The organism is Marinomonas flavescens (genome assembly GCF_004352835.1).
In the GTDB taxonomy this organism is placed as follows: Bacteria; Pseudomonadota; Gammaproteobacteria; order Pseudomonadales; family Marinomonadaceae; genus Marinomonas; species Marinomonas flavescens.
Window position 1 is genome coordinate 83,489 of sequence record NZ_SJSB01000001.1, and the last position, 19,642, is coordinate 103,130.

The window sequence follows — 19,642 nt, forward strand, 5'->3', positions numbered from 1 at the left end:
CGTACAAAATAGAACGGAAAAAACGTAAGCGAAAAGCGGAGAAGACGTGCATTTATTAGCAGCCAAACCGGGCGGATTCGTCGACGATGAAGGCATTGTCGACCTAGGTCAAACACCGGCGCAGCTGGTCATACTTGCCGCTGCAGACAGCGTACTCGGAGCACTGGGAAGTGCACTCGATGAGTTGTCTGCAAAGAATATCTCGCTTCCCAGTATTCGCCTAGCGAACTGGATGCAGCTGGTCAAACCTGCCGCTTACGATTTGTATGAACACAAAGTATTGGATCACGCGAGCGTGGTTGTCGTCTCCTTGCTGGGTGGTGAGCACTATTGGTCCTATGGCTATCAGCAGCTTCAAGTGTGGTCGAAAGCAAAGAAAGGCCGCACGCTGATCATAGTCCCTGGCGACGACACACCAGATCCCACCTTATTTAAGGTCTCAACCGCAGAGCCAGAAGACAGCCATCGTATATGGCGCTATCTGCGTGACAGCGGGCAAGCCAACAGCCAACAATTATTTTACTTTCTGAGTGAGCGTTATTTTGCTGCGGCGCATCCATGGCAAGAGCCCGCGCCGTTGCCCAATGCTTTGATTTACCATAACGGTCAGTCGTCTAGTTTCTCCGCGTGGCAGCGTACTTATCAAGCCTCTCTAGCGGATGGCCGTACGGTGGTGATCTTGGCGTTTTATCGCTCTCATTTACAAAGCGGCAATACCGCCATGTTCGATGGCTTAATCGACATTTTAGAGCAACAAGGTTTGGTGCCGTTGGCGGTTGCCGTGAGTTCATTAAAAGACGATTTATCGGTTGGCCTGATTGAATCCCTCGTTGAGCGAACTCAAGCTAAGGTGATTTTAAACACCACGGGCTTTGCGGCGAACCGAGTCGGTAGCCCTGATCTTGCTTCAGAGCCTACGGATTTTCAGTCGGCGTTTTCGTCACCGATTCCTGTGTTGCAGTTGATCCTTTCAGGTAGTACTCAAGAAGATTGGCAGCAACAAACGCAAGGCCTGCGCAGTCGCGATGTGGCCATGCAAATCGTTTTGCCAGAAATGGATGGGCGCATAGTCACCCGCGCAGTGAGCTTTAAAGCCTTAAGCCATTACAACGAACTCGCCCAAGTTGACTTGGTTCGATATGAGTTGCATGCCGAGCGTGCGCAATTTGTCGCCGAGCTGGCGAAGCGCTATGCAGACTTATCCAGTAAACCGAATAATGAAAAACGCATCGCTCTTGTATTGGCCAATTACCCCACCAAAGACGGTCGCATCGGTAATGGCGTTGGCTTAGACACGCCAGCCTCGACGGTGAATCTGTTAAACGCGCTCGAAGCGGCTGGCTATCCGATCCAAGATATTCCCGAACACGGCAATGCTTTAATCGAAGCGCTATTGGGAGCGGTAACTAATAACCCAACCACCTTGCACGAGCGCAGCTGTTGGCAAAGCTTGGCGCTAGAAGAGTACCTGCATTATTTTTATCAGCTTCCTTTAGAAAGCCAAAATGCCGTTTGGGATCGTTGGGGACCACCTGAAGACGACCATAAATGCCGTGAACAAAACGGCCAGCGCCGCATCATGTTGGCAGGCATTCGCTTAGGGGAAACCTTTATTGGGATTCAACCTGCGCGCGGTTTTAATTTGGACCTCGCGGCCAATTACCATGACCCAGATTTGATTCCGCCGCACAGTTACTTGGCGTTTTATTTCTGGCTACGACACGTCTATAAAGTGGACGCTTTTGTGCATGTGGGCAAGCATGGCAATCTAGAATGGCTGCCGGGTAAAGGCACTGCCTTATCTAATCAATGCTGGCCGGACATTGCCCTTGGTCCTATGCCGCATTTTTATCCTTTTATCGTTAATGATCCGGGTGAAGGCGCACAAGCGAAACGCCGCACCCAAGCGGTGATCATTGACCATCTGATGCCGCCGATGACGCGCTCAGAAACCTACGGTGAGATGGCCGAACTAGAAAATCTAGTCGACGAATATTACCAAGCCATGGGCATGGATGTGCGCCGTGAAACCTGGCTGCGCGAACAGATCCTCAAGAAAGTCCAAGAAACTCACTTGTTAGAAGAGCTTGCTGGCATAGAGTCAGGTGAAGATGGCGCTGTGGTGGAAGAAAGCGTACTAGAAGGCCTAGACACTTATTTGTGTGAGATCAAAGAAGCGCAGATTCGTCACGGTTTGCATCGTCTTGGGGAATTGCCAGAAGACGATAAACTGGCCGATACCTTGGTCGCCTTATTGCGTTTGCCCCGTGGCAGTGACATTACCAGCAAGGGCATTTTGCATGCCTTAATGGCAGATTTAGAATTAGAACAAGATGATTTTGACCCAATGCAAAGCACGCGTATGCCTTGGTTGGGGAATCAGCCAAGCGAACTTATGGACGTGAGCACGGCAGATTGGCGAACCCATGCGGACACCAAAGAGCGCTTGGAGTTATTTGCCAAAAAGCTGGCGTTGCAGCATTTAATTGGTGATGAGTCGGTCGTTGCATTAGCGCAACGCTTGCCACAAACAGCGCAATTACTGGCGCACAGTAAACGCAGCTTGATGGTGGCATTAGCACAAAGCGCCACCAATGAGATTCAGGCGTTACTAACAGGCCTAGCGGGTGGCTTTATTGCACCGGGGCCAAGTGGTGCGCCAACTCGTGGCCGTTTAGATACCTTGCCAACAGGGCGCAACTTCTTCTCTGTGGATAATCGCGCGATTCCTTCGCCAGCGGCCTGGGCGATTGGTCAGCAATCGGCGGAAGCCTTGATCCAACGACACCTTCAAGAAGAAGGGGATTATCCGAAAGATTTGGGTCTATCTGTGTGGGGCACGGCGACCATGCGTACCGGCGGAGACGACATAGCCCAAGCCTTTGCCCTAATGGGCGTTCGTCCGATTTGGGCGCCGGGTTCTAACCGTGTCACCGACTTTGAAATACTCTCCTGCATGCAACTCGGTCGACCTAGAGTCGACGTGACCTTGCGTGTGTCTGGCTTCTTTCGCGATGCTTTTGCCAATGTTATGCGCCTTTATGATGCCGCCGTGCAAGCCATTGCCGCGTATCAAGAACCGGGCAATGGCAATACTATTCGAGCCAATGTCGAAGCCAGAAAAAACACCTTATTAGCCCAAGGAATGAGCCCAGAACAAGCCAATCGTCAGGCTTCTTATCGTGTTTTTGGCAGTAAGCCGGGTGCCTATGGCGCAGGTTTACAAGGCTTGATCGACGAGCGCTGCTGGGACACCAAAGCCGACTTAGCCGAAGCCTATGTAAACTGGGGCGGTTATGCTTATGGTTCCAATAACGACGGCAGCCAAGGGGAGGGCGTTGAGGCAAAATCCGCCTTTGTCGAACGCTTGTCACAGCTTGATGCCGTGGTGCAGAACCAAGACAACCGAGAACACGACATTCTCGACTCGGACGATTATTACCAGTTCCAAGGCGGCATGACCAACGCGGTAACAGAGTTTAGCGGGCAAGCGCCAAGCGTGTATCACAGCGATCATTCGAACCCTACATCACCGAAGATCCGCACCTTAAAAGAAGAACTGAATCGCGTGGTACGTTCGCGGGTACTAAACCCCAAATGGATCGACGCCATGCAGAGCCACGGCTATAAAGGCGCGTTTGAAATGACTGCCACGGTAGACTACTTGTTTGCCTACGACGCGACTACCGATCTGGTGGCGGATTATCAATACGAGCAAGTCACCGATAGATTGCTTCTCGATCCAGACAATCAGGCGTTTATGCGCGATAATAACCCCCACGCCTTAGAAGAAATGGGTGAGCGCTTATTAGAAGCCATTCAGCGCGGCATGTGGCAAAACGCAGAAGGCCACAGAGAAAAAATTCAATCCTTGTTGCTTGACCTAGATCAGCAGCAGGAGCAAAGCCAGTAACCTTGAGCAGAAGGTCACTGGTAACCTTGCTGGTAGTCACTAAACTAGGTGCCAGCTGAGTCGAACCAAGTAGAGAGAAACAATGAGTAATACAGAACAGGCCAAAAAGGGCATTATGATTTGTGGTCACGGCAGTCGTGATAAAGACGCAGAGCGCGAGTTTGGCCTAGTAGCAAAAGGCTTAAAAGAACGCTTCCCTGAATTGCCAGTGGAATACGGCTTCTTAGAGTTCTCCGCGCCGAACATTCATATGGGTCTAAACAGCCTATTGAGCCAAGGCGTAGAAGAAATTTACGCCGTACCGGGCATGTTGTTTGCGGCGACTCACGCGAAAAACGACATACCGTCTGTATTGACGACATACGAAGAGAAAAACGAAGGCCTCCACATCACCTACGGCCGTGAACTTGGCTTACAAGACGACATGATCGAAGCCTTCCAAGCGCGCATTTATGAATCCCTTGGGCTTGATCCTGAAAATCCACCAGAGAACCTATACGACACCTTATTAGTCGTCGTGGGTCGTGGTACATCTGACACAGGCGCCAACGCAGAAGCCGCAAAACTCACCCGCATCGTCAATGAAAACATGGGCTTTGGCTGGGCAGACACCGTTTACTCCGGCGTCACTTACCCATCTGTGGGCGTTGGTTTAGAAAACCTCATGAAACTGGGCTACAAACGCATCGTCGTTGCGCCTTACTTCTTATTTACTGGCCGCTTGATCAAACGTATTCAAGGCTATGTTGAGAAAGTCGCTAAAGCCAACCCAGCGATCGAATTCATCCAAACGCCTTACCTAAGCGACCACCCAAGAGTCATCGACGCCTTCCAAAACCGCGTGGAAGAAATCATGCAGGGTGAACTGCCAACCGGTGAAGAAACCCTAATGAACTCCTTCAAACGCCGCCTAGCCGCCGGCGAAGTAGACGTTCATCACCACCATGCCGAATTCGTCGACCCACAAGACGACACACAAGGCTTATCCGACTTCGACGTGAAACACGCGACTTTTGCCGTCACCGACGAAAAACCATCGTCCGTACTCACACCACAAGCGCATTCACACTCTCATGATCATGACCATAGTCATAGCCATGATCATTCGCATGGGCACAGCCATAGTCATTCACATGACCATAGCCACGGGCATTCCCACGGCGTCTACAAACACATCGGCCACCCAATGGGACCAAGAACCATGATAGGCGAAGGCATCTGCTGCTGCTTCATGGGGCAATTTACCGATGAAATCCTCGAAGAAGAAAAAGACAAAATCGACGGCGACTGCACGAAAACCGCGTTTGCCCACAAATAACCCCTAAGCCCAGGTCACTGGGCTAGTTCCCTCCCTTTTCTTCAAGGGGAGGGTTAGGGTGGGGTTATTGGTTTTGTCCTTTCCATTCAAACGCTTTGCATACCTGACCTTTATTCCGCTCTGCTGAACTATCAACTAGCTCAACCGGCGTTTCTCTTCGAAACTGCCGCCTACCTCATCGAAAACACCGGTTGAGCTTACCTAATCGGCCAGTATCACTGCTCAGGGTCGAACCCCTTTTTGCCCTACAGACCTTATTTTAGCTAGAAGCACAGCTTCAAAAAGGGCTTTGACCTGACCTCGACCTCACAGCTGGACTATCATCAGCATATCAACCAGCTCAACCAGCTCAACCAGCTCAACCAGCTCAACCAGCTCAACCGGCGTTTCTCTTCGAAACTGCCGCCTACCTCATCGAAAACACCGGTTGAACTTAACTAATCGGCCAGTATCACTGCTCAGGGTCGAACTCCTTTTTGCCCTACAGACCTTATTGTAGTCAGAAACACAGCTTCAAAAAGGGCTTTGACCTGACCTCGACCTCACAGCTTAACCGGCGTTTCTCTTCGGCACTTCTTCTTCACCCCTGCCGCCTACCTCATCGAAAACACCGGTTGAGTTTACCAAATCGGCCAGCATCACAGCTCAGGGTCGAACCCCTTTTTGCTCTACAGACCTTATTTCAGCCAGAAACACAGCTTCAAAAAGGGCTTTGACCTGACCTCGACCTCACAGCTGGACCATCATCAGCAGCCCAACCAGATCACCGGCGTTTCTCTTCGATACTTCCTTTTCAAAAAAAGCGCCTACCTCATCGAAAACACCGATTGAGCTTACCTAATCGTAGGCCAGCATGAACGGAGGAACGACGGGCTCAACCAGTAGCTACAGAACTTAATGAATACGATTGTCTTGTGGGTTGGAATACCTAAAAAGAGCGGCCGGTAACGCATGCCTAGATGAATACTAAAATTGGTTAAAGTCGAAACGATCGGTGACGTTATTACACTTCACGTATTTAATGCATTCCGTAGTCCTTGCCCAAAAAACCAATATACAGCCGCTATCGTTCATAATATAAGGCGGCATATTATTTCTATAGTTATCAAAAACTTATGTAGGCTGTCTAAAAAATAATCACCTATTTTGTGCGTTTGTACTGGTAGGTTGCTAAAAGCAGTATTAATATCAATGATTAAGGGCTTTCAGCGCAGAGATGGTGCGCTGTGCTTCCCTAATAAATAGATGTGATAGCGCATGCGCACTATGTAAGTTGTTATGCTTGCTCAACCGGCAATAATCCAGAGGCCACACTGTCAATACGAGGAATAACGTGAGTATGCGATTAAAAAATAAAACAGCGCTAGTAACTGGCGCTGGTCAGGGTATTGGCCGCGCTATAGCGGAGTCTTTCGCACATGAAGGGTGTTCAGTTTGGGCAACAAATCGAAGCCTAGGCTCTCTGGAAAACATGGATGTAAATGAGCGAATTCAGACTCTTCAACTTGATGTAACTGATATCAATAGTGTGGCGCAAGCCATCCAAACTATTGGCCCAGTCGATATCTTGGTGAACTGTGCTGGATACGTGTCAAACGGATCTATTCTCGATTGTAGCCAAAGTGAATTAGAGCGCTCTCTCGATATCAATCTTTGGGGCGCTTTTAATGTCACCCGAGCCTGCTTACCTGCAATGATACAAAATCAGCATGGCTCAATTATCAACATTGCGTCTGTCATATCCAGTATCGCTGCCGCTTCAGAACGGTTTGCCTACGGAACCACAAAAGGAGCGCTGATAGGCTTCACAAAGTCGGTCGCGTTAGACTACATAACCCAAGGTATCCGCTGTAATGCGATATGCCCGGGAACTATTTTAACGCCAGGCATGGAGGCTCGTGTAAAAGCAAGTGCTGATCCAGATGCAGCATTCAGCGAGTTAGCTGGGAGGCACAAAATGGGCAGGCTTGGGACAGTTTCCGAAGTGGTTGAGGCCGCACTCTACCTTGCTGGAGACAACAGCGCATTCATGAGCGGACAAACAATGATCATAGATGGCGGTATGACGCTGTAGCTTATATTCGATGAGCGGATGAAAGAATTAAAGTGCCAGAACTTGTGAGCTGGAATACCTAAAAAAAGAGTAGCCAAGAACTCATGCTTATATGAATACTAAAATCGGTTAAAGTTGAAACGATCGGTGACGTTATGCACTGCTCAGGGTCGAACCCCTTTTTGCCCTACAGACCTTATTTTAGCTAGAAACACAGCTTCAAAAAGGGCTTTGACCTGACCTCGACTTCACAGCTCAACCAGCCCAACCGGCGTTTCTCTTCGGCACTTCTTCTTCACCCCTGCCGCCTACCTCATCGAAAACACCGATTGAGCTTACCTAATCGTAGGCCAGCATGAACGGAGGAACGACGGGCTCAACCAGTAGCTACAGAACTTAATGAATACGATTTACTTGTGGGCTGGAATACCTAAAAAAGAGCGGCCGGTAACGCATGCCTAGATGAATACTAAAATTGGTTAAAGTCGAAACGATCGGTGACGTTATTACACTTCACGTATTTAATGCATTCCGTAGTCCTTGCCCAAAAAACCAATATACAGCCGCTATCGTTCATAATATAAGGCGGCATATTATTTCTATAGTTATCAAAAACTTATGTAGGCTGTCTAAAAAATAATCACCTATTTTGTGCGTTTGTACTGGTAGGTTGCTAAAAGCAGTATTAATATCAATGATTAAGGGCTTTCAGCGCAGAGATGACGCACTGTACTTCCCTAATAAATAGATGAGACAACATATGTGCGTTTATCAATTTTTGAATCTTGTGAATAGCTTTATAAAATATTGAAATTCAGTCAGTTATAGGGATATTTAAAGAGTTTTACCAAGAAGAGCAAAGAATATTTATGAGTATATATGCGCTTAAAAGACTAGATTTCGATTTACTAGATTACATCTTCGAAATGCGAGGTGGTTATGTTTTAGATTTCTCTAATCAAACTTACTCCGAGTTTTTTAATGATGAACTAGGAATAAACATCGATGATGATAGGTTCTGCGATATAGGTACAAGTAAAGGGAAAAGGTTACGCAGTTATTTAAAGAAATCTAAAGCAGAAGATGTTTTGAGAGTGTTAACTTCGCTGTGGGAGTATCGTGAGACCAAGCGAAAACGAGCGAGCATAGACGAAGGCAAACCAGAGCTAGTATCAGAGTTTAGTGATCTCTTGGTTCGCCTTGGCGGGAAAGTACCGGCGAATAATAGTAAGTCGTCGTTTGTTCCACATGATGAAAAAATGAATGAAAGTACGGCCAAAGAGTTACTTGATTCTTTGATGGAATTGGCAGCAAAGGATCCTCATCCTAGAGGATTCGCGTTTGAATCTTTCCTCAAAAAACTATTTGATGTCAGTGATATGTCTGGTAGAACATCTTTTCGTTTACTTGGTGAGCAAATTGACGGGAGCTTTGAGTTTGATGGAGATACATATCTCCTTGAAGCAAAATGGACAAATTTACCAGTAAACGCGGCTGATTTACGATCATTTAACGCTAAAGTTCAAGATAAGGCTGCTTGGTCAAGAGGCCTATTCGTTAGTAATAGTGGCTTTACTGAGGAAGGGTTACATGCATTTGGTCGGGGTAACAGTCTTGTTTGCATGGATGGTCTAGATTTGAGTGAAATGTTAATGAGAAAGATCGGATTTAAGAGTGTTCTATCTAAGAAAGTCCGTCGTGCAGCGGAAACAGGTAAACCATTTGTACGGTTACGCGATCTTATTTAGTAAAGCCCGGCTCCGCGCTATCTTTGTTAAGGAATTAGATGGCTATTGGCTCTTAATTAATTGCAATATTACAACAGCTGATCAATTGGACTACTGGTTCCTGCAAAATGCTCCCCAATCACATGGGTATAGATTTGTGTAGTTGATACGTCGTTATGGCCTAGAAGTTCTTGAACTGTTCTTATGTCTCGTCCTGCGATTAATAAGTGGGTGGCAAAGGAATGACGGAATGTATGGCAGCTTACTCTTTTCTCTAAAATATTTGAGGCATACACGGCTTTTTTTAGTGCTTTCCTAGGAACGGAATCATGTAAGTGATGACGACATAATTCGCCTGTCATGGGATGAGAGCAAATGGATACTGAAGGAAATAAAAACATCCAGCTAAATTGTCGAAAAGCATTAGGGTATTTTCTACCTAAAGCAGCAGGTAAAGAAGGGCCATAACCTTTGGAATTATCTTCTTGCTGGATTTTCTGAGCATTGATTTTTTGCTTATTAATCGATTCCGTTAATTTACGACTTAAAATAGTCGTTCTGTCTTTGTTTCCCTTACTACAACGTACAATTAGACTGCCTTGCTCTAAATTAATATCTTGAATACGAATTCGTAAACACTCACTAATTCTTAGCCCTGACCCATACAATAAAGAAAAAATTAAGTGGTCTCGTTCATTTAGGTTAGTCAGGATTTTCTGTATTTCAGAAGGAGACAAAACAATAGGTAGCCGTCTACCTTGCTTAGCATGCTGGAAGCCTAAATCCCCTAATGGTTGATCAAGCAGTTTGTTATACAAAAAAGCGAGAGCATTTAATGCTACTTTTTGAGTATTAATCGCCACATTCCTTTCTACTGCAAGAAATGATAAAAAATCACGTACTTCTTCCGAACCCATATTGGTTGGGTGTTTGAGTTGGTGGTAACGAATGAAGTATTTAATCCAATACAGATAAGATTTTTCAGTTTTTAAGCTATAACCGCGTAAGCGAAGTTCACTTCGAATAAAGTTGAGAAAAGGGCTTGATGACACCGCACACTCCTTGTGGATAAAATTCATAAAACTGTATAAATATACAGTTTATTTTTTTAATTGCCAATTCTTTGCTCGTTTTGTCTAAAAAATAATCATTATTTTGCGCGTTTTTACTAGCAGACAAATAAAAAGTCTTTTAGTATCAATGAATAATAATTTCCAGTGCAGAGATAACGTGCTGGGGATAAACGTGATAACGCGCACGCTCGTTTAGCCAATTTTGGATATTATGAATAACTTTATAAAACACTTTAAATTCAGTTGGTTATAGAGATATTTAGACAGTTTTTGAAATGTGTAAACGCGCGTGCGCACTATTAAAATGTTAGGCATTTCAGGATTAAGCATGATAATTTCAATGGATGAGTCAGGTTCATTTGTAGAGTCTGAATCAGACAACTCATGGTGTGTAGTCAGCGCTTATGTGTTTTCTGAAAGAATACAATCTAAGTCGTATAAGTTGCTAAAGGAATTAAAGGCAGATAGCGGAGCTTCAATTAACGAAGAAATCAAACTTAAAAATATAACGGAAAAGAGTTATTTCTCCTTTCTAAATGGTTTAAGTAAGCTTGGTGGAGTTTTATTCTCTGTAGCAACTGATTCAAGCTTAAACAGTGATCTAGTGGTCAAACGTCATAGAGATGTGCAAGCTGATAAAATAAGAAAAAATGCTCCCTCCATGATCCATGATGGAGGTAAAAAAGCGGTAAACGATTTAGCTGACGAAATTCAATCTTTAGCACCTCAACTTTATATTCAACTTCAATGCCAAGTAGAATTAATAAGTGATTTGCTAAATCGTGGAATATTATATTATGCTCAACGTGACCCTAAAACACTTAGAAAATTTAAGTGGCGTATAGACCAAAAACACCGCAATAAAACGAGATATGAGCAAGCTTTCGAAAAAGTGTTGTGCCCATTACTTCAAACGAAATCCTTTCGTGAACCAATGATGTTTTTAAAAGAAGCTAATTATGACTATATGGAGCCATTTTTTTATTCTCAAAAAACAATTCCAAAGTACATTGAAGAAGCATATGGAAAAAAGCTAGAAAGTGGCGTTAATATTGGCGATATTATAAGAAATGATTTGGAATTTTCTGATTCTAAAGGAAATATGGCTGTTCAGATATCAGACTTACTTGCCTCCGGTGTCCGTAGATGTCTTAGAAATGGATTTTCAGATAATAAAACTGCATCACAACTACTCGGGCGCCTTATGCTGAGTAACGAAAAAAATAAGTTTCCCATTAAGTTTTTAGGGTTTGGCACTCAAGAATCTAGCGTAGATGAAACAGTAGCAGAAATTGTGCATACAATGGATCACTTTTCTAGAGGTATACTAACAAATGCCTAACAAGCTGTTAAACAAGGACAAAAAACAGTTGGCTTTTGCTCCTTCGTCGCTTATTTTAGCCAACTATTTTATTGCCTGTTAACAGGGCGTTATACATTTTGGTATCATCACAACTCTAGGAAGCAATAATGGCATCTAAGTATTTATCCGCACTATCAAAAAATGAATATTCTAGCCTTAGCGATAAACTATGGAATATTCAAAATAAGCAATGCTTTATCTGTGAAGAAGAAATCGATCTTGATCTAAACACAACTAATATCGATCATATTATTCCGCTAGCTAACAAAGGTAAGGATGCAGAAGAGAATTTTGCCCTAACTCATGAAAGTTGTAACAAATCAAAACAAGATGCAAATTTAAAAATAGCTAAAGTTTTACAAAAGTTAAATAAGATTCAAAAAGTTTCTCTAGCGGAAACTAGCAAAGCCGCTTCATTAAAAGATGTTTTGAATCTATATAATGGTTCAAAATTTGAGTTTATTTATAAAATAGAAGGTGAGGTATTAAGTTATTCTTTCTCGAATAATTCTGATAATAATGTTTATTCGGTCGCTATTTTTACCGATAATTTGTCGGGTGAGCAATCCTGTTTTATAGAGGTGCCAATAGAGTATTTGTTCCATGATGAAATTATCAACCCTCGTGGGATCAACAATAGTATTGGGAAACTAATAAAAGAATTTGATAAAAAAAATCCTCAATTGCATTTAAGTTTGGCTAGGATAGATGATGGAAAGCTTAAAATATTTGATGGGCAGCATAAGGCTGTGGCTCAAATATTACTTGGCACTAGGAAGTTTGTTGTTCGAATATTTTTAAACCCAAATATTGACAGGCTAACAGAGACAAATACAAATGCGGGTAGCACTCTTAGACAAATAGCCTTTGATAAATCTATCATGAGACAATTAAACAACACCCTTTATTCTGAACGAGTAAAAAAATATCAGATAGCTCATAACTTTAAAGAGGATGATTTTTCCTTTTCTGAGCAGCAGCTAATTAATTTTTTTAAAGGGGATGGCGCTAATGTTAAAAAATACATTATCGATTCTATAAAGCACTCAATTACTAATGCAAAAGAAAATAAACTAAAAGATTATATTGATTTTGAGGGTAAGGCTAAAGAGTTACCTATATCCTATAGTGCATTTGATAAAACAATACTTTCCTCATTTGTAAGCTCTAAACTTGTATTAAACTCGCCTATAGACTCAAAATCAGACGAGGGTTTAAATCCAAGAGAGTTAGAAATAAGCCAAATTGTCAAAATTTTGAGCATATTAGCGGAAAATATTTATATTAATAAATTCTCACCCGAAGTAGGGACTTCGAGAATTGAAAAGAAAATTATAGATAAAAAAGACACTGAGATAACCGATGTTCATTTAATTGCATACCGAGTTAGTAAAGAAGAAATTTTATTTAACTGGCTTCAATACCTTAAAAAGGTGATTACTACTTATTTTTCAAATACTGGAAAAATATTTGCAGAGGAAACAATATTTCAAACGCCTTTTGATGAACAACTCTGGATAAACATTGAAAATTTTGTTGTAAATTTAAGTCATCTCCCATTGTGGAAAGATCGTTCCATGGCAAGTACTGTATTTTCTGGTAAGAAAAATTACGACTACTGGAAAGAGATTTTTGCAACAGGGAAAAGTATTGATGGGGCTGTGGTATTGGCTAAGCCTTTAAATTTCATAGAAATGATTATCAGCACAGAAAAAAATGTATAACAAGTTGCTTAAACGGAAAAATAACAGTTGGCCATCGCTTCGCGATTTTAGCCAACCATTATTTTCCGCTTAGCAAGGCGTTATACAGCTCGTCCAATAAAGGAGAACTACTTAATGTGCATCTTAAAAAATCAAGCTTTAACCCTTTCAGCGGTCATCTTACTGACTACAGGATGCTCACCATCATCTGAGGTACCCTCTAGTAGTAAAATCAATGATTACAATGGCTCTGCAAGTATTACTCAAGGCATTGCAAAAACAGTAGAGTCGAATATTTTTAAGTGTGAAAACGGGCGCAGCCGGGTTGCTAGTATAGGAGAAATAGCAGACTCAGAAGGAAAGGTTTGGATTGTTCCAGCCGAAAATAACTTTGCTATTGGACCAAAGGCTGTCGACCTATACGAAGAGTGTTCAAACATCACCCCAAAAAATATTGCTGATGTTGATGAAACCTCAGTACCTGTCGTCGTTGTCGATCCAGACGGCGAAGAAATTACAGGTTATATTTTTGCCGATAATTATTTTGAGCTTTATATCAATGGCAATCTCATTGCTGTAGACGCTGTGCCATTTACACCATTTAATTCTAATATCGTGAAATTTAAGGTTAAGAAACCTTACACGATTGCGGTAAAGGTTATTGATTGGGAAGAAAATTTAGGCTTGGGTACAGAAGACAACCGTGGAAAAGTTTATCATCCTGGTGATGGAGGCTTTATTGCTAGTTTTAGTGATGGAACAGTCACTAGTTCAGAATGGCAAGCTCAAACATTCTATACTGCCCCAATTTATGATCTTACTTGTCTAAATGAGATTGAAGGGAATCGTTTATCTGAGGCTTGTACGACTGAAGGAACTGACCACGGTCAAAATGCTTATGCCGCTCATTGGGAAGTCCCAAATAACTGGATGGAACAAGGTTTTGATTCAACACATTGGCCTCAAGCAACGTTATACTCGGAAGATGATATTGGAGTAAATAATAAAAAGGCATATATGAATTTTATTGAAAAATTTAGTGGAGCTGGTGCAAAATTTATTTGGTCTACAAATGTCGTTCTTGATAATGAAGTTTTACTGAAATACGAGGTTAGGTAAACCTTATCACTCATATATATTCATTTTTGAGTTAACATAGTTATTTTTTGTGCAGGCAAAAGGTGTAATGGAATAACCGCCGTATAACAAGTTACTTAAACGGACGCTAAACAGTTGACTAGCTTCGTTCCTCGCAATTTTAGCCAACAATTTCGCGCCGCTTAGTAAGGCGTTGAGGCTGTAGAATTTCTCCAAAAAGAACATTTTTATGTTCTTTTCAATAGTCTATTATCTAATCACTATTATTCTCTACAGTTGAACATGATGGCGAATTATAAACCTGACTTATCCTGCCAAAGTAAATTCATTCCCGTTGATTTTGCACAACAAATTATCCCCGGTACATTTGAATACGCGCTTTTCCATATTGTCGATAAACATCTTGATTTAACGTCTTTTGATGAATGGTACAACAACGATAATGGTGGCGCTGCGGCTTACTCTCCGTCTGTGATGTTGAAAATTGTCTTGTTTGGTTATTCACGCGGGTTAGTCAGTAGCCGCCGTATTGCAAGAGCATGTGAAACCAACATTACCTTTATGAGTTTGTCTGGTGATGCGCAGCCTCATTACACATCTATTGCGCATTTTGTTGCAAACATGAAAAACCAGATTGAACCTCTGTTTACCCAAGTGTTGATGATATGTGATCGTGAAGGTCTGATTGGGCGAAACATGTTTGCTATCGACGGTTGTAAAATACGTTCAAACGCGAGTAAAGAATGGAGTGGTACGTTTGAAGAGCTTGAGCGAAAGCAAGCCAAGTTACGCCGAAGGGATTAGCGTGCCACCCACCCTTAAAACCCAGTCATGTCGGGATTTTTGGACTAAGGGGACATTTTTCTTTAAATTTCTACAGAGCTATTGACGTCTAAATGTTCTGCGATTAAAAGGGTTTGACTATGGTTGATGACTCCCCGTCTGATACTCAGCAGGCTAACCATCCCGGTCATTATGCAGTCATCAAAAAGTTCGCTTCAATATGATCTAACACTTGGTTTGCTAGCGTTGAAAACACGGTGAGTGCGTCTTCCCATGAGCGGGATTGCCAAGACCAATGGCGTCGGCGACATCAACAAAGAGTGAACTATCGATCGTCATTGATGCCCTGTTTTCCTATTGAAATTTTACGGGTAAAGCGCGGGTTGTTGAGAATTATTTTGATGTTGGCTGGAATTTGAGTACTTTCCCCAGAGATATTCAAACTGGATAGGTTATCTAGCTTGTAATCGACACCAAGCCTTTCCATTGCTTCAATTAATACACCATCTGCGCCAGAAGCATTGTCAGGCATAGGTTTCCCTGTGATTCTATTTTTTCTGATTCGGGTGTAAAGGCCATAACCAATTTTCATTAATAAGCCGTCTTTAACAAGGTTTCTAAGGCCACGTCCGACTTGGTCGTATTCGGCAATGTCTTTAAAATCAGAGCGCAGGAAAACAGAACGCTTAGAGCGTTTTACTCTTATTTTTATCCTGTCTTGAATTGTCATCTTAGCCCCCGTATTTATTGGTTATATAGTATGCAAAAATACGACAATTTATAAATGCAAAAATACGACAATTTTAGGGCTAATATTTAAGAGAATTAAAGTGCCACCCACCTTTAAAACCCCGAGCGATTAACGTGCCACCCATCTTTAAAGCCCAGTCATAGCGGGTCTTTCCGTCTGAAGAGTCCATTTCCCTTTAAAATTTCTGCGTTACATCTATCAAGCAGCCCGGTCCTGATTCCTTCTTAATAACATCTTAAATAATCGCTATGCGAGCTTGCTCTAGCGAGTTGGCATCCTTTTTTGTTATTGCGACTTTACCAGCTATACGTCTATTGCGTATACTTGTATGCATGGAAAGTATATTTATTGAGTCAGCCATATTTGAAAAATTCCGAGATGAGCACCTCAGTGATGAGGAGTTCAGGCTTTTTCAAGCCGAGTTAATGATTAACCTAAAATAGAGTAATCGAAAATTTTTATGGAGGCATGGCGTAATGAGCAGTCGTGATTTATTTGCAGAGTTAAGTGCTTCTCTTGTTGAAGCAAAAGCACATTCAGAAGGTAAGCTAACGCTAAAAACACATAAAGTCGGCGATGTTGGTGAGCTTGAAATATCGCCTGATGAAATTGTGAATATCCGTGAGCAGTTTAATATGTCGCGTGGTGTGTTTGCTCGTCTGTTACATACTTCATCTCGCACATTAGAAAACTGGGAGCAAGGTCGCAGCACGCCAAATGGCCAAGCGGTAACACTGTTGAAGCTAGTTAAAAATCACCCTGAGACGCTGACACATATCGCTCAACTATGAGGACTATCACTAATGACTGTGCATAATCCGCCACATCCTAGGGTTAAAGTGCCACCCACCGTTAAAACCCAGTCATAGCAGGCCTTCCCGTCCGAAACATTAATGTGCCACCCACCTTTAAAACCCAGTAATACAAAGGGTTTCAACTTTCACCCGATATGTTTCTGTAATAAATCGGGTCAGGGTTAAATCAAACCAACTCAAGCCGGATCCCTCTAAAAGAACGTCTAAAATAAATCACTATGTGATCCAATTCTAGCGAGTTGCAACGCATTCTTATGGATACGATAGATTAAAACGAGGTCCGGTTTTACGTGGCAATCTCGAAATTCGTTTCAGTTCCCTATGAGAGAATGGTCTACGTATTTTGCATCGAGTGTTAAGCCTTTTTGAAGTGTCGAGATGACGTTGCCTATTTCTATGATATCTGGAATAGGCATTTTGGTTATTTTCTTGAAGTCTTTCTTAAACTGGTTTGAGTATTCAAGAGTGTACATCGCTAACTTTTCCTTCTGTTAACTCTGACATCAAATGCGCCATGTTTTCCGCTTGGTGTCCGTTACCTTGCGATAGTTCTTGGATTGCGTTTGCTGTTACGTCGTTAGGCTGTTTGGCTCTTAGTTCGAAAGGAATTCCACCGTAATTAATGACCGCACGGGCAAAGAGTTTGATTGCTTGTGATGGGCTCAAACCAATTTCTTCACAAACATGGGTGAAGGCAATTTTAGTGTCTTGATCAATACGAGTTGTGAGCATTTCGGTTTTCATAATACACCTCAATGTATGTTGTTTGTTCTACATTGTAGTACAAATGATGGTGTCTGGAAATATAGATTACAACTTATCAAATTAGGATTAGTTTGAATAAATCAGAAATTAAAGCAGAAATTAAAGTGCCACCCACCGTTAAAACCCAGTCATAGCGGGCCTTTCTGACTAGGGGGGGATTCCCTCGAAGCAGGATTCATAACAGTTGCTATGGTTCTGCTTCGTTTCACAACTTAGTAAGGCGTTAATTTTTATCGACGACTGATGCGCATCACGCTACACTAGCGTTATGATTAAATCTTTTAAACACAAAGGCCTTAAGAAATACTTCCAAACTGGAAGTGTTGCTGGAATTCAGGCTAAGCATCAAAGCAAATTACGGATGCAACTGACAGCAATAGATACCGCACAAGTTATTGATGATATCAATCTACCCGGTTTTAAATTGCATCCACTAAAGGGGGATCGTAACGAGATTTGGTCTATTACCGTAAATGGTAACTGGCGCATTACTTTTGAATTCATTGACGGTAATGCATACATTCTCAACTATGAGGACTATCACTAATGACTATGCATAATCCGCCACATCCTGGAGAGTTTATTTACAACGTATATCTAGAACCAGCAGGTCTTAGCTGTCGTTATCTAGCAAAACAACTGGATGTCGCATCGTCTACTTTAAATAGGGTTTTAAAGGGGCAAAGTGCTGTCTCTCCAGAAATGGCACTGCGCTTATCTAAAGCAATTGGCAGAACGCCGGAGAGTTGGTTAGCAATGCAAGATAACTATGATCTTTGGCATGCTAAACAACAAGTTAACTTAACAAATGTCCACGCAGTTAACTTTGCTGTGGCATAAAAAATAACACTTGGCTATCTCTCACAATTGTAGATAGCCATGCTTTTCCTCTTAGGGCATTAAAGAAAACGTTAAAAGGGATTAAAGTGCCACCCACCGTTAAAACCCAGTCATAGCAGGCCTTCCCGTCCGAAGAGTCCATATCCCTTTAAAAATTGAGGCGTTAAATCTCTCAAGCAACTCCGTCTTGGTTCCTCTTAAAGAACAACTCAAAAAAATTGCTATGTGAGCCTACCCTAGCGAGTTGCTCGGCGCTTTTGTCGAATCAACTGTATTTGAACATCTGAGATGAGCAGCGGTGGTACGATCTTGACGTCCTCATTTTATCTGTAGCTTGATATCTGTGATTTATGATGGAAAAAAGAATGGTCAATTGAATCTTAGAAGTATGTGAAATATTGTGGATTTATATTAATTAGGTAGGCTGAGAATGAGAAATTCTACAGCCTCGTTATGTGTCTGCGATGCAAAAGAAGTGAGTGATGAAAATATATATTTATAGGCGAAGTTATGAACATTATTCAAACCAATAGTGGAATGACAGATGAACAAAGATCAAAGATCATCTTTGCAGGTGACTTGATTGTTTTTCAACAACGGCCAGCAATGTTGGAATTATGCCAATACATCGATCAGCTATTATCAGAATCCTTGAATGGCCTGTATCCAGAGCAAGCTCAGTACCATTTAAGTGAGCCGGATTATCGAAGATTTGTTGCCGATACACAGAAAAAAATTCAAGCTGACGATAAAGCTAAGGCGATATTTTTTCATGCGTTGCAGGAAGCAGGTTTAGCGCTAGATTCGACCTATTATGATTACTTTGCGATGCGAGTAGTATCGGCCGAAAAGGCTTTTGCGACGGGGTTGCGTTCCGTCGTTGGGCATCATCGCGATACATGGGGAGGCAATATACAAGCGCAGACCAATTGGTGGGCGCCTATTTATAAGATAGAAGAAGAACGGAGTATTGCCTTTTATCCTTACCATTGGGAGCATCCAACCATTAACGATACCTCGGAGTGGAGCTTTAAAGAATACCTTGCTGCGCGCCGCGAAACGCCCGAAGGTGCTGAGTTAAGCTACTCTCCTGCACCTCAGTTATTGCGGCCAGTAGATGAAAGCAAGGCGGTAAAAATAGTGATAGAGCTAGGTGATATTCTGTGTTTTTCCAGTGCGCATTTACATGCTAGTGTGCCGAACACGACAAGGTTGGCTCGTTTTAGCGTTGAAATGCGCACCCTTAATCTAAACGATTTGGACGTTGGTCGTGGCGCACCAAATGTCGACAATGCTGGAGATAAGCCGCAGTACCAGTGGTATCGACACGCAGTTGATCAGTCACCATTGAGTATGGCGATGGAGAGTGTATGAGCCGTCGGCGTTGAGGCTATAGCGTTTCTGCAAAGTGGAAAATGGCGGAGAATTTTTGTGTTTATA

At 42.6% G+C, this 19,642-nt stretch carries 15 protein-coding genes and 1 pseudogene; 12 read left to right on the forward strand and 4 right to left on the reverse strand.

Annotation, left to right across the window (positions count from 1 at the left end; translation table 11 throughout):
- The first annotated feature begins 46 nt into the window (after positions 1–46).
- The 4 genes from cobN to E0D70_RS00405 all read left to right on the forward strand — a co-directional run bounded on the left by cobN (position 47) and on the right by E0D70_RS00405 (position 9,032).
- Complete coding sequence (gene cobN / locus E0D70_RS00390; RefSeq protein ID WP_133010286.1) at positions 47–3,913, forward strand: cobaltochelatase subunit CobN; 3,867 nt, start codon at positions 47–49, stop codon at positions 3,911–3,913.
- A gap of 82 nt (positions 3,914–3,995) precedes the next feature.
- Positions 3,996–5,231 carry a sirohydrochlorin chelatase gene (locus E0D70_RS00395; protein ID WP_133010287.1) on the forward strand — a complete coding sequence of 412 codons (1,236 nt, stop codon included), beginning with the start codon at positions 3,996–3,998 and terminating at the stop codon, positions 5,229–5,231.
- Between the two features lie 1,339 nt (positions 5,232–6,570).
- Positions 6,571–7,305: an SDR family oxidoreductase gene (locus E0D70_RS00400; protein WP_133010288.1), complete on the forward strand. Its 735-nt coding sequence runs from the start codon at positions 6,571–6,573 to the stop codon at positions 7,303–7,305.
- A gap of 848 nt (positions 7,306–8,153) precedes the next feature.
- The gene (locus E0D70_RS00405) at positions 8,154–9,032 is read left to right on the forward strand and encodes a restriction endonuclease (RefSeq protein ID WP_133010289.1); all 879 of its coding nucleotides are present in this window, start codon (positions 8,154–8,156) and stop codon (positions 9,030–9,032) included.
- Between the two features lie 68 nt (positions 9,033–9,100).
- Here the strand turns inward: E0D70_RS00405 and E0D70_RS00410 are convergent, their stop codons facing one another.
- A complete protein-coding gene (locus E0D70_RS00410; RefSeq protein ID WP_133010290.1) occupies positions 9,101–10,063 on the reverse strand; it encodes an integron integrase in 963 nt (320 codons plus the stop codon).
- Between the two features lie 349 nt (positions 10,064–10,412).
- Between E0D70_RS00410 and E0D70_RS00415 the strand changes: the two genes are divergently transcribed.
- The 4 genes from E0D70_RS00415 (at position 10,413) to E0D70_RS00430 (ending at position 15,052) form a co-directional block, all read left to right on the forward strand.
- Complete coding sequence (locus tag E0D70_RS00415) at positions 10,413–11,426, forward strand: DUF3800 domain-containing protein (RefSeq protein WP_133010291.1); 1,014 nt, start codon at positions 10,413–10,415, stop codon at positions 11,424–11,426.
- A gap of 128 nt (positions 11,427–11,554) precedes the next feature.
- Complete coding sequence (locus E0D70_RS00420) at positions 11,555–13,171, forward strand: HNH endonuclease (protein ID WP_133010292.1); 1,617 nt, start codon at positions 11,555–11,557, stop codon at positions 13,169–13,171.
- A 114-nt stretch (positions 13,172–13,285) separates the two neighbouring features.
- Positions 13,286–14,269 (forward strand): hypothetical protein, encoded by a 984-nt coding sequence (locus E0D70_RS00425; RefSeq protein ID WP_133010293.1) that lies wholly within the window; start codon positions 13,286–13,288, stop codon positions 14,267–14,269.
- Between the two features lie 261 nt (positions 14,270–14,530).
- Positions 14,531–15,052: a transposase gene (locus E0D70_RS00430; RefSeq protein ID WP_207923166.1), complete on the forward strand. Its 522-nt coding sequence runs from the start codon at positions 14,531–14,533 to the stop codon at positions 15,050–15,052.
- Between the two features lie 304 nt (positions 15,053–15,356).
- Here E0D70_RS00430 and E0D70_RS00435 read toward each other — a convergent pair whose 3' ends face one another.
- Complete coding sequence (locus tag E0D70_RS00435) at positions 15,357–15,761, reverse strand: DUF6088 family protein (RefSeq protein WP_133010294.1); 405 nt, start codon at positions 15,759–15,761, stop codon at positions 15,357–15,359.
- Positions 15,762–16,258: 497 nt separating this feature from the next.
- Here E0D70_RS00435 and E0D70_RS00445 point away from each other — a divergent pair, with 497 nt between their 5' ends.
- Positions 16,259–16,573: a helix-turn-helix domain-containing protein gene (locus E0D70_RS00445; protein WP_133010295.1), complete on the forward strand. Its 315-nt coding sequence runs from the start codon at positions 16,259–16,261 to the stop codon at positions 16,571–16,573.
- Between the two features lie 227 nt (positions 16,574–16,800).
- On the opposite strand, the pseudogene E0D70_RS00450 reads toward E0D70_RS00445, so the two are convergent.
- Positions 16,801–17,070: pseudogene (locus tag E0D70_RS00450) on the reverse strand (type II toxin-antitoxin system RelE/ParE family toxin).
- Entirely contained in the window at positions 17,057–17,341 is a 285-nt protein-coding gene (locus tag E0D70_RS00455) for a type II toxin-antitoxin system RelB/DinJ family antitoxin (RefSeq protein WP_133010296.1), read from the reverse strand. Before E0D70_RS00455 ends, E0D70_RS00450 begins: the two are co-directional and overlap by 14 nt.
- A 289-nt stretch (positions 17,342–17,630) precedes the next feature.
- Between E0D70_RS00455 and E0D70_RS00460 the strand changes: the two genes are divergently transcribed.
- From E0D70_RS00460 to E0D70_RS00470, 3 genes are all read left to right on the forward strand, one after another.
- A complete protein-coding gene (locus E0D70_RS00460; RefSeq protein ID WP_133010297.1) occupies positions 17,631–17,909 on the forward strand; it encodes a type II toxin-antitoxin system RelE/ParE family toxin in 279 nt (92 codons plus the stop codon).
- Positions 17,909–18,202 carry a HigA family addiction module antitoxin gene (locus tag E0D70_RS00465; RefSeq protein WP_133010298.1) on the forward strand — a complete coding sequence of 98 codons (294 nt, stop codon included), beginning with the start codon at positions 17,909–17,911 and terminating at the stop codon, positions 18,200–18,202. The genes E0D70_RS00460 and E0D70_RS00465 overlap by 1 nt, the downstream gene beginning before the upstream one ends.
- A gap of 510 nt (positions 18,203–18,712) precedes the next feature.
- The gene (locus tag E0D70_RS00470) at positions 18,713–19,576 is read left to right on the forward strand and encodes a hypothetical protein (RefSeq protein ID WP_133010299.1); all 864 of its coding nucleotides are present in this window, start codon (positions 18,713–18,715) and stop codon (positions 19,574–19,576) included.
- Positions 19,577–19,642: the final 66 nt, after the last annotated feature.

Bases quoted from the DNA above. Each gene is read 5' to 3' on its own strand.
- E0D70_RS00395 (WP_133010287.1), top strand. From the start codon at position 3,996: ATGAGTAATACAGAACAGGCCAAAAAGGGCATTATGATTTGTGGTCAC.
- E0D70_RS00400 (WP_133010288.1), top strand. From the start codon at position 6,571: ATGCGATTAAAAAATAAAACAGCGCTAGTAACTGGCGCTGGTCAGGGT.
- E0D70_RS00405 (WP_133010289.1), top strand. From the start codon at position 8,154: ATGAGTATATATGCGCTTAAAAGACTAGATTTCGATTTACTAGATTAC.
- E0D70_RS00415 (WP_133010291.1), top strand. From the start codon at position 10,413: ATGATAATTTCAATGGATGAGTCAGGTTCATTTGTAGAGTCTGAATCA.
- E0D70_RS00420 (WP_133010292.1), top strand. From the start codon at position 11,555: ATGGCATCTAAGTATTTATCCGCACTATCAAAAAATGAATATTCTAGC.
- E0D70_RS00425 (WP_133010293.1), top strand. From the start codon at position 13,286: ATGTGCATCTTAAAAAATCAAGCTTTAACCCTTTCAGCGGTCATCTTA.
- E0D70_RS00430 (WP_207923166.1), top strand. From the start codon at position 14,531: ATGATGGCGAATTATAAACCTGACTTATCCTGCCAAAGTAAATTCATT.
- E0D70_RS00435 (WP_133010294.1), bottom strand. From the start codon at position 15,761: ATGACAATTCAAGACAGGATAAAAATAAGAGTAAAACGCTCTAAGCGT.
- E0D70_RS00445 (WP_133010295.1), top strand. From the start codon at position 16,259: ATGAGCAGTCGTGATTTATTTGCAGAGTTAAGTGCTTCTCTTGTTGAA.
- E0D70_RS00455 (WP_133010296.1), bottom strand. From the start codon at position 17,341: ATGAAAACCGAAATGCTCACAACTCGTATTGATCAAGACACTAAAATT.
- E0D70_RS00460 (WP_133010297.1), top strand. From the start codon at position 17,631: ATGATTAAATCTTTTAAACACAAAGGCCTTAAGAAATACTTCCAAACT.
- E0D70_RS00465 (WP_133010298.1), top strand. From the start codon at position 17,909: ATGACTATGCATAATCCGCCACATCCTGGAGAGTTTATTTACAACGTA.
- E0D70_RS00470 (WP_133010299.1), top strand. From the start codon at position 18,713: ATGAACATTATTCAAACCAATAGTGGAATGACAGATGAACAAAGATCA.